Origin of the sequence: Bradyrhizobium sp. BR 1432 (assembly GCF_051547705.1) — a bacterium.
Taxonomy (GTDB): Bacteria; Pseudomonadota; Alphaproteobacteria; order Rhizobiales; family Xanthobacteraceae; genus Bradyrhizobium; species Bradyrhizobium zhanjiangense.
This window is the reverse complement of the sequence record NZ_JBPUGF010000004.1, coordinates 120,921-135,594: the sequence shown is the minus strand read 5'-3', so window position 1 is coordinate 135,594 and position 14,674 is coordinate 120,921. Positions and strand designations below refer to the sequence as shown.

General features: G+C 61.2%; 15 protein-coding genes. 9 read left to right on the top strand and 6 right to left on the bottom strand.

Annotated features, from left to right (window positions below):
* Window positions 1-162 precede the first annotated feature (162 nt).
* A complete protein-coding gene (locus ACSKB8_RS41665; protein WP_438111119.1) occupies window positions 163-1,668 on the top strand; it encodes a sensor histidine kinase in 1,506 nt (501 codons plus the stop codon).
* The gene (locus ACSKB8_RS41660; protein WP_438111117.1) at window positions 1,616-2,362 is read left to right on the top strand and encodes a hybrid sensor histidine kinase/response regulator; all 747 of its coding nucleotides are present in this window, start codon (window positions 1,616-1,618) and stop codon (window positions 2,360-2,362) included. Before ACSKB8_RS41665 ends, ACSKB8_RS41660 begins: the two co-directional genes overlap by 53 nt.
* Here the strand turns inward: ACSKB8_RS41660 and ACSKB8_RS41655 are convergent.
* The gene (locus ACSKB8_RS41655) at window positions 2,357-3,019 is read right to left on the bottom strand and encodes a response regulator (RefSeq protein WP_128956415.1); all 663 of its coding nucleotides are present in this window, start codon (window positions 3,017-3,019) and stop codon (window positions 2,357-2,359) included. The two genes, ACSKB8_RS41660 and ACSKB8_RS41655, sit on opposite strands and share 6 nt — an antisense overlap.
* A gap of 597 nt (window positions 3,020-3,616) precedes the next feature.
* Here ACSKB8_RS41655 and opgC point away from each other — a divergent pair.
* The gene (gene opgC, locus ACSKB8_RS41650) at window positions 3,617-4,972 is read left to right on the top strand and encodes an OpgC domain-containing protein (protein WP_438111116.1); all 1,356 of its coding nucleotides are present in this window, start codon (window positions 3,617-3,619) and stop codon (window positions 4,970-4,972) included.
* A 98-nt stretch (window positions 4,973-5,070) separates the two neighbouring features.
* On the opposite strand, the gene ACSKB8_RS41645 is transcribed toward opgC, so the two are convergent.
* Genes ACSKB8_RS41645 through ACSKB8_RS41635 form a run of 3 tightly spaced genes read right to left on the bottom strand, consistent with a single transcriptional unit; the run spans window position 5,071 to window position 8,000 of the window.
* Window positions 5,071-6,051, bottom strand: coding sequence for a Bug family tripartite tricarboxylate transporter substrate binding protein (locus ACSKB8_RS41645; RefSeq protein ID WP_438111114.1), 981 nt, complete (start codon window positions 6,049-6,051; stop codon window positions 5,071-5,073).
* Window positions 6,052-6,084: 33 nt separating this feature from the next.
* Entirely contained in the window at window positions 6,085-6,990 is a 906-nt protein-coding gene (locus tag ACSKB8_RS41640) for a VOC family protein (RefSeq protein WP_438111112.1), read from the bottom strand.
* Window positions 6,991-7,007: 17 nt separating this feature from the next.
* Complete coding sequence (locus ACSKB8_RS41635; protein WP_438111110.1) at window positions 7,008-8,000, bottom strand: zinc-dependent alcohol dehydrogenase family protein; 993 nt, start codon at window positions 7,998-8,000, stop codon at window positions 7,008-7,010.
* Between the two features lie 113 nt (window positions 8,001-8,113).
* On the opposite strand from ACSKB8_RS41635, the gene ACSKB8_RS41630 reads away from it, so the two are divergent.
* From ACSKB8_RS41630 to hpaD, 4 genes are all read left to right on the top strand, one after another.
* A complete protein-coding gene (locus ACSKB8_RS41630; protein WP_438111108.1) occupies window positions 8,114-8,815 on the top strand; it encodes an FCD domain-containing protein in 702 nt (233 codons plus the stop codon).
* A 96-nt stretch (window positions 8,816-8,911) separates the two neighbouring features.
* Complete coding sequence (locus ACSKB8_RS41625; protein ID WP_438111106.1) at window positions 8,912-9,775, top strand: fumarylacetoacetate hydrolase family protein; 864 nt, start codon at window positions 8,912-8,914, stop codon at window positions 9,773-9,775.
* A gap of 6 nt (window positions 9,776-9,781) precedes the next feature.
* Window positions 9,782-10,363 carry an amino acid synthesis family protein gene (locus ACSKB8_RS41620; RefSeq protein WP_438111104.1) on the top strand — a complete coding sequence of 194 codons (582 nt, stop codon included), beginning with the start codon at window positions 9,782-9,784 and terminating at the stop codon, window positions 10,361-10,363.
* Window positions 10,364-10,612: 249 nt separating this feature from the next.
* Window positions 10,613-11,458: a 3,4-dihydroxyphenylacetate 2,3-dioxygenase gene (gene hpaD / locus ACSKB8_RS41615; RefSeq protein ID WP_438111103.1), complete on the top strand. Its 846-nt coding sequence runs from the start codon at window positions 10,613-10,615 to the stop codon at window positions 11,456-11,458.
* A gap of 96 nt (window positions 11,459-11,554) precedes the next feature.
* On the opposite strand, the gene ACSKB8_RS41610 is transcribed toward hpaD, so the two are convergent.
* The gene (locus ACSKB8_RS41610; RefSeq protein WP_438111780.1) at window positions 11,555-12,097 is read right to left on the bottom strand and encodes an Lrp/AsnC family transcriptional regulator; all 543 of its coding nucleotides are present in this window, start codon (window positions 12,095-12,097) and stop codon (window positions 11,555-11,557) included.
* 136 nt (window positions 12,098-12,233) lie between these two features.
* Between ACSKB8_RS41610 and hppD the strand changes: the two genes are divergently transcribed.
* Together hppD and ACSKB8_RS41600 are read left to right on the top strand one after the other, a co-directional pair.
* Complete coding sequence (hppD, locus tag ACSKB8_RS41605; protein ID WP_438111101.1) at window positions 12,234-13,337, top strand: 4-hydroxyphenylpyruvate dioxygenase; 1,104 nt, start codon at window positions 12,234-12,236, stop codon at window positions 13,335-13,337.
* Window positions 13,337-13,729, top strand: a complete 393-nt coding sequence (locus ACSKB8_RS41600) for a Rieske (2Fe-2S) protein (protein ID WP_208753103.1) — start codon at window positions 13,337-13,339, stop codon at window positions 13,727-13,729. Before hppD ends, ACSKB8_RS41600 begins: the two co-directional genes overlap by 1 nt.
* Window positions 13,730-13,771: 42 nt before the next feature.
* Here the strand turns inward: ACSKB8_RS41600 and ACSKB8_RS41595 are convergent, their stop codons facing one another.
* Window positions 13,772-14,641, bottom strand: a complete 870-nt coding sequence (locus ACSKB8_RS41595; protein WP_438111779.1) for a fumarylacetoacetate hydrolase family protein — start codon at window positions 14,639-14,641, stop codon at window positions 13,772-13,774.
* Window positions 14,642-14,674: the final 33 nt, after the last annotated feature.

The window sequence follows — 14,674 nt, the reverse complement described above, 5'->3', positions numbered from 1 at the left end:
TCCGAGTTTAAATCCAGCCTTTCGGAGAGCCTATCTTCGTCGTACCATGCTTCCCCCGAAAAATCGGGTGAACGCGAGACGGCGCGAATTCCTCCGGGCGCAACGGCGGCCTGTTCGTCTCCCACTGGTGCTGAGGCGAGGGATGGACCGCAAGTCGGCCAGATGTTCCTCCAGCGCACGCGTCGTCTCTTTAAATTAAAAGTCAGTCATAGTGAACGACCCAATTGCCTAGTCCAGGCGCCGACGATGTCCGATCGACGATCGCCCGACATGGATTCATACCGCAGCGTCAGCTACGTCGGCGGTCTAGTCGTGATTGGAGTGATCTATTTCGCCTCGGCAAAGGGTGGCCTTGCCCTCGCCTCCATTCATCCCAGCGCAACGCCAATTTGGCCGCCGACAGGCGTCGCGCTGGCGGCGGTGCTGTTGCGGGGATATCGAACTTGGCCCGCAATTTTTGCGGCGGCGCTGATCGCCAATGCGACGACGGCAGGCTCCGTTGCCACTGCAACTGCGATTGCAACCGGGAACTCTCTTGAAGCGATTGCCGGCGCGTATCTCATTAATCAGTGGTCAGGCGGGTGTGAAACGTTCTCAACGCCAAATTCCGTCGCAAAGTTTACCCTGATCTGCGTCGTGATCGCGACACCGATCAGCGCCAGCATTGGACTGACCAGCCTGGCACTCTTCGGGTACATCGAGCCGGAGAATTTCGCGGACGCGTGGATCACCTGGTGGCTGGGCGACGTCACCGGCGCGCTGGTCATTGCCCCCGTGATCGTGCTGTGGGCATCAAAACACCATCATGCCTTCAACCGGCACGATTTTGCGGAGACGGCAGCGGTCCTCGCAACAGCGGCGGCTGTTGGCCTCATTGCCTTCAGCCCCCTGACCGAACAGACGCCCGGCCGAGATCCACTCGGCTTTCTGGCGATCCTGCCCATGCTATGGGCGGCGCTGCGTCGCGGTCCACGCGATACCGCAATGGTTGCCCTCGTGCTCGCGGGCATCACGATTTGGGGAACGCACACGGGCGGTGGCCCCTTCGCGACGCCAGATCCCAATGCGTCATTCCTGCTCGTGTTGATGTTCTTGATCAGCATTACCGTTCCAAGCTTGCTGCTGAGTGCGGATGTCGAGGTCCGCAAGAGTGCGGAAGGAAGCCTGCGCCGCGCGCACGTCGAACTCGAGCAGAAGGTCGCAGCGCGCACGCAGGAACTGGAGCTCGCCAACGCCGCGAAATCGCGCTTTCTCGCCATGGCAAGCCATGATCTGCGGCAGCCGTTACATGCGTTGGGGTTGTTCGTCGCCCAGCTGCGCACGCCGCTCAACCCGGAGGAAAGGACAAAGACGATCGAACGGATCGACGCCACCCGCAAGGAAATGGATGAAATGTTCAATTCGCTCCTGGACATGTCCAGGCTGGATGCCGGGATGCTTACGCCCAGGATCACCGAGTTCCCGATCGGGCGCCTGTTGCAAAAAATCGAGACGGCGTTTGACCAGACGACGCAAAAAAAGGGGCTGCGGCTACGCGTCAGGCCAAGTGACGCCTGGGTGCGAAGCGATGCGATGCTGCTCGAACGCATCATGCTGAAATCTTGTATCGAATGCGGTGCGCTATACGTTGCAGGGCGGTGTCCTGGTCGGATGTCGTCGTCGCGGTGAAATGTTGCGCATCGAAGTATGCGATACCGGTCCTGGCATTCCCGACGATCAAAAGCACAATATCTTTGGTGAGTTTTTTCAAGTTCCTACCTCAGGACAGAACCGGTCCGGCGGACTGGGCCTCGGCCTCGCCATCGTCGACAAGCTTCGCCTGCTTCTCGACCATCAAATCGACCTGGCTTCGACTGTGGGCCGAGGTTCGCGATTTGCGATCCTGGTTCCAAAAGTCGATCAATGCGTCAGGTCAGCGGCGCCCGCCGACTTACCATACCCTGATGCCTTGGCGGTCGACGGCAAGGCAATTCTTGTTATTGCCGATACTCCGATCGTGCAGGAGGGAACGGGCGGATTGCTTAGCAAATGGGGATACTCGGTTCTTGCCGCCGGATCCGACGAAGCTGCACTTGTCCGGCTTGCCGAGCGCGAACAGCGCCCCGATCTCATCATCTCGGACTATCATCTCGCAAGCGGGAAGACCGGAATCAGGGCAATTGAACAAATCAATGCGGCGTTTGGCTCGTCAATTCCCGCCATTCTCATCAGCGGCGATACCGGGGCTGAACCTCTGCGGGACGCCAGGGACAGAGGATACATTCTGCTGCACAAGCCCGTCGACCCGATGCAGCTCCGCGCTGTCATGCATGAGCTCCTTAGCGATCATGATGGTGGAAGAGGCACCGGAGCAGTTTCATGATTCAGATTTCGGCGGCCATTCCCAGCCCATTTTTCCGACCTTTATGACGGCCTCAGTGCGCGTCGCTACGCCGAGCGCCTTGAGAACGACCGTGATGTGATTCTTCACTGTCGGCACCGCCATATTGAGCGTCCTGGCAATGACCTTGTTGCTTTTTCCCTTCATCAGCAGCGCAAGTACGTCGATCTGACGATCGGTCAATCCGCGCCCCTTGAGCGAGTCGCGAGCCAATGGTTTATCTGCAAGCCGCGGACCCGCCGTTTCCTCCAGAATCTCCGAGGGAATGTAAACTCCGCCGGAGAACACCAACTCAATAGCGTTGAGCATCACGTCACGTTCCGTGGTTTTCGGGATGAAACCCAGCGCGCCAAGTTTGAAAGCGCGCCTGACCGTGTCCTGATCATCGGAGGACGAGAGAATGATGATAGCAATCGTCGCATAGCGATGGCGCAGTTCGCAAAGGACAGAGAAGCCGTCGCGGTCGGGCAAATTGATATCGAGCAAAATGAGGCTGATATCGGGATGCTGCTCGACGATGTGCATGGCCTCTCGACTGCTCGAAGCTTCGAATATCACGGCCTCTCGCTTCAATTGCTTCAGGACGCCGTGCAATGCCTCGCGGATCAATGTGTGATCGTCAACGACAAGAACCTTCATAAAAATGCTCTCCGTTCTCTGAGCGCCCGGAGATCAATGAAAAATCATACACCCACCTTCGAAACCGTCCACCTTCTATCTCTGGTCCAGTGGTTCCGCCGTCAGGCACTCAGAGTAGGAGCCGAGCGCTGCTGTGTGCAATGGTTGCAATCGGCACACAATCGTAAAGAGCGCGGACGACGTGAAGCGCGGTACTCGCTGGCCTGTCCGTCCACGCGAGCGATGAATTACTTGTCACGTGTCTGAGGGTATCAAATGGATACCGCGGCCCGGACGATACCTTGGTCATAGGACCTAGGCACCTCCCTGTACCGACCTGCGGCCGATTTACACACTGCGCCACTTGAACGATGATATCGACAGTCCGCCTCTCCACCAGCGTTTTACTCGGCGCGGCCATATGATCATTGTCGCAATCGCTGTCCTGGCCAGGTCGATGTGAAGCAACCCTGAACTGCGGCGCTGTCACGACCCGCAGGGCCGCGTTTTTTTCAAATTCGATCCGTCTCGATCGTTCCTCTTTAAGCGTGCGCGCACGCTGGACGAGGCAGGCCAATGCATGATCGAACCGCCCCCCTGAAGCCATCCGCGGACGCGTTGCCGGAGCCGAAAGCCAACGGCCGCGACCTGCGCATTGACGCCTGCCGCGGCATCGCGCTCTGGTGCATCTTTCTTGATCATGTCCCCAATAACATTGGAAGTTGGCTGACGCTGCGAAACTACGGCTTCAGCGATGCCGCGGAAGTGTTCATGTTCGTCTCGGGCGTCACCTGCGCACTGGCCTACGGAAAGGTATGGAGGTGCGAGGGATGGACCAGCGTGATCCGCCGGACGCTGCGGCGAAGCCGGGACATTTATGTCGCATTTCTGCTGCTCACGCTCGCCTGCGCCCTCCTGGTCCACATCGCTGGCGTGGAACGTCTTGCTGACGAGAGCAATACGCGCATTCTGCTGGACCAGCCGGGCGCGACGCTCGCGCATGCGGCGATTCTGCAGTACCGCCCGGTCAATACCGACGTGTTGCCGATCTTCGTGCTTCTCCACCTCTTGTTCGCGCCGTTGCTGTGGTTGCTGCTCCGACTGCCGAACGTGACGCTTGGCGCCTCGCTGGTGCTTTATACACTGGTGCATATGTTCGGCTGGTCCTTGCCGGCGTGGCCGAACGGCCACTGGGCTTTCAATCCACTGGCCTGGCAGCTGCTAGTGGTGCTTGGCGCGTGGATGATAATCGAGGGCGAAAGAGTGCGCCCCTGGTTAACGTCACGCATGGCGCTTACGCCTGCCGTTCTCTATCTGGTCTTCAGCCTCGTCATCGCATTGAGCTGGAGAATCAAGCCGCTGGAAGCATTGATCCCGCAGGGGCTGACGAAGTTGGCTTACCCGATGGACAAATCGAATCTCGATCCGTTGCGTCTATTGCATTTCCTGGCTCTTGCAGTTGTAGCGGTATGGTTCGTGCCGCCCAATCGCCAAGCATTGACGACTGCGGTGATGCGCGGCGCCATCCTCTGTGGCAGGCACTCGTTGCCAATCTTCTGCCTCGGCGTTCTGCTTACGCTCGTCAGCCTCCTGGCGCTGCTCGACATATCTGAGGGGCTCGCGATGCAGATCACGCTCAGCGCTGGTGGCGTCCTAACGATGATCGTGGCGGCGACGCTGCTGAACTTGATCAAGGTCAAACGCAGGCCGCAGCCGATCATTGCACGGCCGATGGGTGTGCGCGCCCCGCAGGACGCCTGGAGCACCGTTGGCTGGCGCACCCTGGAGGCGTTTCGCCGAGGACTGCGCGAGGTCGGATGGGCCGGCGGCCAGAAGCGCCTCATCGATTGCCGGTTCGCGGAGCGGCAATCCCACCAGGGTCCTCGCCTCGCAGGCGAATTGGCGCGGCTCAAGGCGGATGCCATCGCGGCCTCGTCATGCCCACCAAGTCAGTCCTCCTCCGTATCCGTCTGACCTGACTTCTATCACTCGAGCACAATGTCTGTGGCCTCCGCGACGGGCTCGGCGAAAAGGCCAGCATGATCGTCGCGGAGTCGAAGCGGACGCGCGGATCAGATCTTGGGGATCTTCGCCCGCTCAACCACGCCCGACCACTTCGCGATTTCGGACTGGATCAGCTTCTGCATCTCGTCGGGAGAGCTGCCACGGACTTCGCCTCCGACGGCCGTTTCCAGCCGCTGCTTGATCTCGGGATTCTTGAGGATGTCGAGGGTCGCTGAGTTGAGTGCGGCGACGACGGCAGGCGGGGTGCCCTTGGGAGCGAGAAGGCCCGCCCAGGTCCGCACGTCATATCCCTTGACGCCGGCTTCTTCGACCGTTGGAACATCCGGCAACAGCGCGGTCCGCGTCGGCGAAGTGACTGCCAAGCCCCGAATGGCCCCACTCTGGATTTGCGGTGCAAGCAGGACGGGCGTGCCGACGATCACAGGCACTTCTCCGCCGAGAAGCGCGGTGACGGATTGGGAATCCCCGCGATAGGGTACATGCACCATGTCGATGCCGGCCATCGCGTCGAGCAGCTCTCCCGCAAGATGATGCGTGCTGCCGAAACCGACCGAGCCGAAGCTGAGCGCGCCGGGCTTCTGCTTTGCCGCCGCGATCAATTCGCCGAGCGATTTGGCCGGGTAGTCGTTACGCACCGCAATGACCAGCGCGTAGTAGACCAGCGTCGAGATCATGTCGAAACTATCGGCCGGCTGGTAGCTCAGACTCTTGTACGTCGCGGCCGATATGGCGTGGGCGCCCGTGACGAGTCCGATCGTGTAGCCGTCAGGCTCGGCCTTGGCGATCGCGTCCGCCGCAATGTTGCCGCCGGCGCCGGGCTTGGCCTCGACGACGATCGGTTGCCCGAGCTTCTTGGAGAGTCCGTCGGCGATGATGCGCGACAGCGTATCGGCCGCACCGCCGGCGGCAAAGCCGTGAATCAAGCGTATCGGGCGCGACGGATAGTTGTCCGCCGACTGGGCCGGGCCGGCCGCCACAAAGCTGCCAAGCAGAAATCCGGTCGCAGCAAGTCGCTTCATCCATCGCATGGATGCATCCTCCCTTTGACTGTTGTTTATGCTCTAGCGGGCGAACTCGACGCATTCCGGTGATGGCGGCAGACCCCAGACGTCGCGCGGCAGCCCGACCCAGACTTTCGGTCGCTGCGGGCGGTCGCGATGCCACGGACGCGGATCGAAATAGCCGAGCTCCTCATCGATCATGCGGTCGAGATCGTGGAACAGCTCGACCAGATGACCATCGGGATTGCGGTGATAGACGGCTGTGTTGTGGCCGGGGCCGTGACGGACCGGTCCCCAAAGGATGGGGAGCTTGTGGCGGGCGAGATGATCGCAGGCCTGCTGCATGTGGGAAGGGCCGCGCAGTTCGAATGCGAGATGATGCAGGCTGCGCACGGGAGCACGGGCGAAGTTCAGCGTGTGATGTTCATAGCCGCTGCGCATGAAGACGAAGCGGTCCTCGACCCAGTCGGAGACCCGGAAACCCATGACGTTCGCATAGAACTCCGAGGCCGCAAGCGGATCGGGCGTACGAAGCGCGACATGGCCGAGCTTGGTGACAGCGAGCGCACCGATCCGCTCCTGCGTCGGCGTCGGCGTCCAGCCCTGGATCAGCTCGAATTGCGTTCCTTCGGGATCGATGAACGACAGCAGCCTGGAGACGCCGGGCAGAGCATCACTCCGCAGTTCAGGACGCAAATCCGCGCGTTTCAGGGCGGCGCTCAGCGCCTCGATCTCGACATTCGGAGAAATCTCGAAAGCGATGCTCTTCAACGCCGCCTCGCCGGGCTCGATCACCAGCGAAAGCTGCTCGGAATCGCTGGCGAGAAAAATGCGATGTCCATCGCGACCGACCAGGCCGAGGCCAATCACTCCGCGGTAATAGTCGAGCAGTCGCTCGGAATCCGGCGAGGCGAAAGTGGCGTGTCTCAGCCGTGTGAATCGGGCAATGGGCGCTTGGGTCGTCATTGTGTTGGTTCACTCTCTCATGGCGTCATGATGATCTTGCCGAGCGCGGAGCCCTGCTCGAGCAGTGTATGAGCTTGCCTGACCTGGTCGAGCTTCAGTGTCGCCGAGATCGCCGGCTTGATCGCGTTGCGGCTCAGGGCCTCGATCACGTTGCGCATCAGCGCGCGACGGCCCTCGCGATCATGGTCATAGATGTGGAAGGAGAAGCAACGCACGGCCGGGCAGATGTCGAGATGATTGCGCATCGCCGCCATCAGATTCTCTTCCGGCAACCCGGCGAAGGCGTTGTATGACAGCAGCGTGCCCCATTTGCCGAGCGCGCCGAGATAGGAGGTGAACTCGGGTCCGCAGACGTGGTCGAGCACGAGGCCGACACCTTCGCCATTGCTCAGCTCGCGGGCCCGCGCCACGACATCTTCGCTGCGGTAGAAGATGGTGTGATCGGCGCCGTTGCTTCGCGCAAACGCGGCCTTCTCCTCGGTCGAGACCGTGCCGATCACGGTCATCTGCGCCAGCTTGGCCAGCTGCACCAGCGCAGTACCGACGCCGCCGGCCGCGCCGATCACCAGCACACTTTTTGGCGCGCGCGGATGCCGGCACTCGTGCAGGAGTGCGTAAGCCACTTGGTAGTTCGACAGACACACCGCTGCCTGCAGATCGACATTGTCGGGAAGTGCATGAACGGCGTCTGCCGGAGCGACGACGTAATCGGCGTAACAGCCGCCGCGCTGCGACAGATCACGCGCGCTCAGCAGGACCTTCTGGCCGACCTGCAAACCTTCAACGCCCGATCCGAGCGCGGCAATACGGCCGGCAACATCATTGCCGGGATTGGCCGGCAGCGGCGGCATCCATTTGTAGACGCCGCGGCGGATCAGAACGTCGGGTTGGCCGACCCCGAACGCCTCGGCACGGATCTGAACCTGTCCGGCGGCGGGCGCCGGCACCGGCACTTCGACCAGTTCGAGTGCATCCGGCCCGCCCGGCTGACGTACCAGAACCGCTCTCATGAGTTCATTCCCCCTCCTCGGACCTTGATTTTCGAAAATACTAACGGTTACGAAAATTATTGCAAGATGGTCCTTGGCGCGGCATCTTGGGCCATCGATTCATGGGCAGGACCATGCCTGACAGCGCCATTCGCCCCCGCAAGGAATTCGGCAAGACGATCGCCGCCGACATCACCCATCGGCTGCGCGAGGAGATCGTGACCTGCGGTCTGGCGCCGGGCGAGCCGCTGCGCTTCGACGTGTTACGCGAGCGCTTCGGCGCGAGCTTCACCACTTTGCGCGAGGCGCTGACCGCCCTTGCCGCCGAGGGCCTGGTCGACGCGCAGGAGCAGCGCGGATTTCGCGTGGCACCGGTCAGCCGCCAGGATCTTGTCGAAGTCACCGATGCCCGGGTTCTGATCGAAGTGGAGTTGATTCGCCGCGCGATTGAGCGGGGCGACGACGACTGGGAAATCGCCGTCATCTCGACGCTGCACAGGCTGAAGCGCATCGAGCAGCGCGATCCCGAGCATCCGCTGCGCGATCCCGAATGGAAGATCGCGCACCGGCAATTCCATCAGGCGCTGGTCTCCGCCTGCGGCTCTGCGACCCTGCTGGCGATCCGCGCCGAGCTGTTCGATCGCGCCGAGCGTTACCGGCATTTGTCGGCCAATTTCCGGCCGCGCCCGCGCGACAAGGCCGGCGAGCACCAGGCGATCATGCAGGCGGCCATATCGCGCAATGCCGATCTCGCTGTGCAACTGATCGAGACCCATATCCGCACCACCGCGGATAATGTCGCGAAATACGCCGGGCACCTGCTCGACGCCGAATAGATGGCGCGGCTTTTTCAGGCGCAGTGGGCTTGCGTCCCGCATGATTTTCGAAAATACTAGAGATCATCGAAAAATGCCAACTCGTGGGTCGTAATCATGAAGCTGCTGTCGTTCTTGGATGGAAATCGCGAAAGCTGGGGCGCCGTTGTCGAAAACGGGGTCGTGGATCTGGGCCGTGCCCTGCCCCAGTATCCGACGCTCGCGGACTTCGTCGGCAGCGACGACTACGCGCGACGCGATGCCATCGTCGCCCAGCACAAGCCGGCGATGGCGCTGAGCGCCATCAAATATCTCCCCGTCATTCCGCGCCCGGAGAAGATCGTCTGCGCCGTGCGCAACTATCTCGACCACCACAATGAAGCGGTCGCCTTCGGCATGAAGCGCGAGATCACGGAATTCCCGCCGATCTTCCTGCGAGTCTGGCGCTCCCAGGTCGGCCACAACGCACCTGTGATCCGGCCGAAGGTCTCGGACAATTTCGACTGGGAGGGCGAGCTCGCCGTCGTCATCGGCAAGGGCGGCCGTCACATCAGCCAAACCGACGCCTGGAATCACGTCGCCGGCTATTCGATCTACAACGACGTCAGCGTGCGCGACTGGCAGCGTCATGCGCAGCAGATCGCCTCGGGCAAGAACTTCGTCGGCACGGGTCCGTTCGGACCCTGGCTGGTCACGCCGGACGAGATCGGCGATCCCACTAAGCTGAAGCTCGAGACGCGGGTCAACGGCGCGACGGTGCAGTCGTCCGACACCTCGATGCTGATCTTCTCGATCCCGCGGCTGATCGAATATTGCTCGACCATTTTCGACCTCGTCCCCGGCGACGTCATCGCCACCGGCACGCCGGCCGGTGTCGGCTTCACCCGTAAGCCGCCGATCTTCCTCAAGCCGGGCGACGTGGTCGAGGTCGAGATCGAGAACATCGGCGTGCTCAGTAATCCGGTCGTGGACGAGGCATAGGTTCGCATGTCGTCCTATGACATTCGCAAGACCGCACTCAGTGTCGAGACGGTCTGGCACGAGCGCGGCCCCCGGCTGGAAAAGCCGCTCCTGGTCGGGACGGCCGTTGCGGTCGTCGCCAATCCCTTCGCGGGCCGCTACGAGCCGAACCTGATGCCGTTTCAAGCGTCGTTGCGTGAGCTCGGGCGCGAGCTCGCGACCCGCCTGATCGCGCAACTTGGCGGCGCGCCGCACATCGAAGCCTATGGCAAGGGCATCATCATCGGCGAGGACGGCGAGCTCGAGCACGGCGCCGTCTGGCATGAGGCTGGCGGCCAGGGCATGCGCGAAGTGCTCGGGCAACCCAAGGCGATCGTTCCGGCGGCAAAGACCATCGGCGGTCCCGGCACGCGCTTGATGGTCCCGCTCGGACACATCCATGCGTGTTATGTGCGCAGTCATTTCGGGACGGCTGAGATGACGCTCTGGGATGCACCGAGACGTGACGAGATCGCCTTCGGCCTGGTGATGGCGACCGGCGGCAGGCCGCATGCGCGGATCGGCGGGCTGGCTGCATCGGATATCTCGGTGCACGATGGGCAGCGCTGAGGATTGACGGCGGATCGCGCCACGAAACTCACAAGCCTGGCAGTCATGACGCCCGCGGGAGCTTCAGACGAGGCGCCGGTTCATTCCGGCGCCTCGTCTTTTATGTAAGAGGCTCAAGACAAGACCTACTTGGCTGTCGGCGCTATCACACCGACTTGATCATCATGCCTCTCATTTTTGATCTGAATCAAAGATCGCGACGATCGATATAATTAACATGTTAAGTATTATATCGAAGGGAGGTGCCCCATGGGTGAAATCGTGCTTGCAGCAAAGATTGCACACGTCCCCTCGATTCTGATTTCGGAACGTGAGGGACCCCTAAAGGGCAAGCGAGCGGCGGCAATTCAGGCGTTACGAGAGATCGGCAAGCGCGCCCGCAATAGAGGAGCCGACACATTCCTCGTGTTCGACACGCACTGGATCTCGAATTTCGGCTGCCACATGAACGCGAACGCGCGTCATCGCGGCGTGTATACGAGCCACGAGGCGCCGCACATGATTCAGAACATGAACTACGATTATCCTGGTGATCCAGAGCTCGGCGATGCCATTGCGGTCGAAGCCTCGAGGAGCGGCCTGCAGGTCCTGGCGCACAAGGTGGAGACGCTACCGCTCGAGTACGGCACCATCGTGCCGATGCACTACATGAACGAAGGCGGCTGGGCGCGCGTCCTGTCGGTCGCAGCCCCGATCTTCGCCAGCATCGAGGAGAACCGCACGTTTGGAGCTGCCTGCGCCACGGCGATCGCCGCGTCGAGCCGCAAGGTCGCGGTCCTCGCCTCCGGCTCCATGTCGCACAAGCTCATTGCCAACGAGCAGGTCGGCGACGGCCAATGGGAACAGGTCGGCAGCGAGTTCAACCGTCAGGTCGACTTGCGCGTCCTCGATCTATGGAAGGAACGCCGCTATGCGGAATTCGTCCGCATGCTTCCCGAATATTCGACCAAGTGCAACGGCGAAGCTTTGATGGCCGACACCCACATGATGTTCGGCATGCTCGGTTGGGATGCATATAAAGGCGAGACCGAACTGCTGTGTCCTTATTTTCCGTCCTCGGGCAGCGGCCAGATCATCGCCGAACATCATCTGTGAACGAATCCATGCTGTCGGCTCTGCCGCCGACTGTGCACATCCAGCGGGAAGTTCGCAGCGTCCGGTCGAGGGACGGCCATGTTTTTGGTCGCCAACTCAAGCCTTTCTGGGTCGCCTTGACCGCGGCTTGCCTTCGTCTCGGGACCGAGAACTTCCCGCAGCACGTGTCTCGGCGGGCATCAGATGCCCAAGCGGCAACTGCGAGGTTTGCTTCAGGCAATCAAGGACGATGGACGAGCGCACGTGCGCGACACTGTCGTGCGGCAGAAATACGCCGTTGAGAAGCATCGAGAGCGCCTTGAGGTCGGTGATCGCCACCTTGACGAGGTAGTCCGCTTCGCCCGTGAGTGCGTAGGCCTCCTGCACTTCTGCCAGGCTCTCGATGAGCTTGAGGAAGCGTCTCGAATTGTCTGGCGAGTGCGTTGCGAGCGTCACCTGTACGAAGACGACGATGCCGAGCCCGAGCGCCTCGCGATCGAGATGAGCATGGTAGCTTGCGATCGTGCCGGCATTTTCGAGCGCCGCGCGACGGCGCGAACATTGAGATGCCGACAGGCCGACAACATCGGCCAGTTCAAAATTCGACAACCGTCCATCGGATTGGAGCGCTTGCAGCAATTTCACATCAAACTGGTCCATGCGCGATCCTTGCACGATAATGGGGACGCGCGCATGTTTCACGCATAATCTGATTTTGTCGAGCAGATTATGCGAAGATCGTGCAACGGAGCCGCGGTATTTTGATCTAAATCAAATACCATTCCAGGAGCGCGATATGGGCCCCTTCCCTCACGATGCCCCACCCGCCACGATTTCGGCAGCCAATCCGGCCGGCACCGACGGATTCGAGTTTGTCGAGTTCGCCCATCCGGAGCCGCAGAAGCTCGCCAAGCTCTTCGAGCAAATGGGCTACACCGAGGTTGCCCGGCACAAGACCAAGGACATCTCCGTTTGGCGCCAGGGAAAGATCAATTACGTCCTGAACCGCGAGCCGAACTCCCATGCCGCCCGCTTTGTCGCCCAACACGGACCTTGCGCGCCGGCGATGGCCTGGCGGGTCGTCGATGCCAAACACGCCCTAAAGCGCGTCCTCGAACTCGGCGGAACGGAATACACCGGCAACGACAAGTCACTCGACGTGCCCGCCGTCGTCGGCATTGGCGGATCCCTGCTGTACCTGGTCGAGACCTATGGCGCCAAGGGCTCCCCTTATTCAGCCGAATATGACTGGACCGGCGAAGTCGATCCAACCCCGAAAGGCGTCGGGTTCTATTATCTCGATCACCTCACGCACAACGTCATGCGCGGCAACATGGACACCTGGTACAAGTTCTACAGCCAGACGTTCAATTTCCGCGAGATCCGCTACTTCGACATTTCCGGCAAGCTGACCGGCCTGACCTCGCGCGCTCTGACGTCACCCTGCGGCAAGATTCGGATCCCGATCAACGAAAGCGCCGACGACAAGAGCCAGATCGAGGAATATCTGCGCCAGTACAAGGGCGAAGGCATCCAGCACATCGCCGTCGGCACCGACGACATCTATGCGGCAACCGACGCCATCGCCGGTCGCGGGCTCGAATTCATGCCGGGCCCGCCCCCGATCTACTACGACAAGTCGTTTGACCGCGTGAAAGGCCACACCGAGCCGCTCGATCGCATGCGCAAGCACGGAATCCTCATCGACGGCGAAGGTGTCGTCAATGGCGGTCTGACCCGCATCCTGCTTCAGATCTTCTCAAGGACCGTGATCGGCCCGATCTTCTTCGAGTTCATCCAGAGGAAGGGAGATGACGGTTTTGGCGAGGGCAACTTCAAGGCCCTGTTTGAGAGTATCGAGGCCGATCAGATTCAGCGCGGCGTGCTCAAGGCATCCTGATGGAGGCAGCCATACCTGACGCATGGAAGAGCTATCGCGGCGCGCCGGCCGAAGGAACCATCCTGTGCGACGCCCATGACGTTGGCGAAGGGAGCCTCAAGTCCATCAAGTTCGGTCCCGCAGATTTTCCGATCCTGATCGTCAGGTCGGCAGGCACTCTCGCAGCCTATGTCAATGCATGTCCGCATCAGTACCTACCCCTCGATCATCGCGGGGAGAACGTGCTGAGCGCGGACGGCACGGTTCTTCGGTGCACCAACCACAGCGCCGGATTTCGCGTTCAGGATGGCACCGGCGTCGAGGGACTGGGCCTGAATTGCGCCCTCGATGCCATTCCGATCGTCGTGGACGACGACGGTCGGATTCGCGTGCATGCCGCATCAGCGGCTTGAGCAATCCAAAGTCCACTGCCCGACCTTGGCAGTCGACAAGGATCATGCCTCATCTGCGATCGTGTTGCGCAGGATACCGATGCCCTCTGCTTCTATCTCGACGACGTCGCCGGGCTTCAGCCAGATAGGCGGCTCGAAGCGCGCGCCGGCACCTGTCGGCGTACCGGTCACGATGACATCGCCAGGAACCAGCGTCGTGAACGTCGAGATATAGTTGATGATCTTGCGGAAGGAGAAGATCATCCGGCTCGTGCGGTCCTGCTGGCGGACCTCGCCGTTGACCCGGGTTTCCAGCTTGATGTCGGCAAGCTGGCTCTCATCGGTATAGGGGATTAGCCAAGGCCCAATCGAACCGGTGCGATCGAAGTTTTTCCCCTGCGTCACGTTGAATTTGGCGTGCCGCACCCAATCGCGGATCGTGCCTTCGTTGCACAGCGATATTGCGGCGATATGGTCGAGCGCTGCGCTCTGTGGAATCCGGCGACCGCCCTTGCCGATCACGATGACGATTTCGCCTTCATAGTCGAGCTGCCGGCTCTCCGGGGGACGCAGCAGAGCCTGTTCATGGCCCGTAAACGAGCGCGGAAAACGGATGAAGAGCGAGGGATTCGAGGGGGCCGCCTGCCCGTCCTTGTATTCCTCGTTCCGGTCGGGGAAGTTCACGCCGACGCAGATGATTTTTTCCGGTGCCGGAATCGGAATCTCGTAGCGGATATCAGTGACCGGAAAATCCGCCGGCAACCCGGCGCTCTCCTCGGCCAGGGACACCAGCGCGCCGGCTTCGATCACCTCACGCAACGTACGCCAACGCTTGCCATGGCGGCCGGACAGGTCGACAACGCCCTGATCGCCCAGGAGACCGTAGCCGGGCGTGCCGTTGCGAGTGAAGCTGACGAACCTCGGACGAGACATGTGGTGCCTTTCCCTCGTTTCAGGCGATATGCG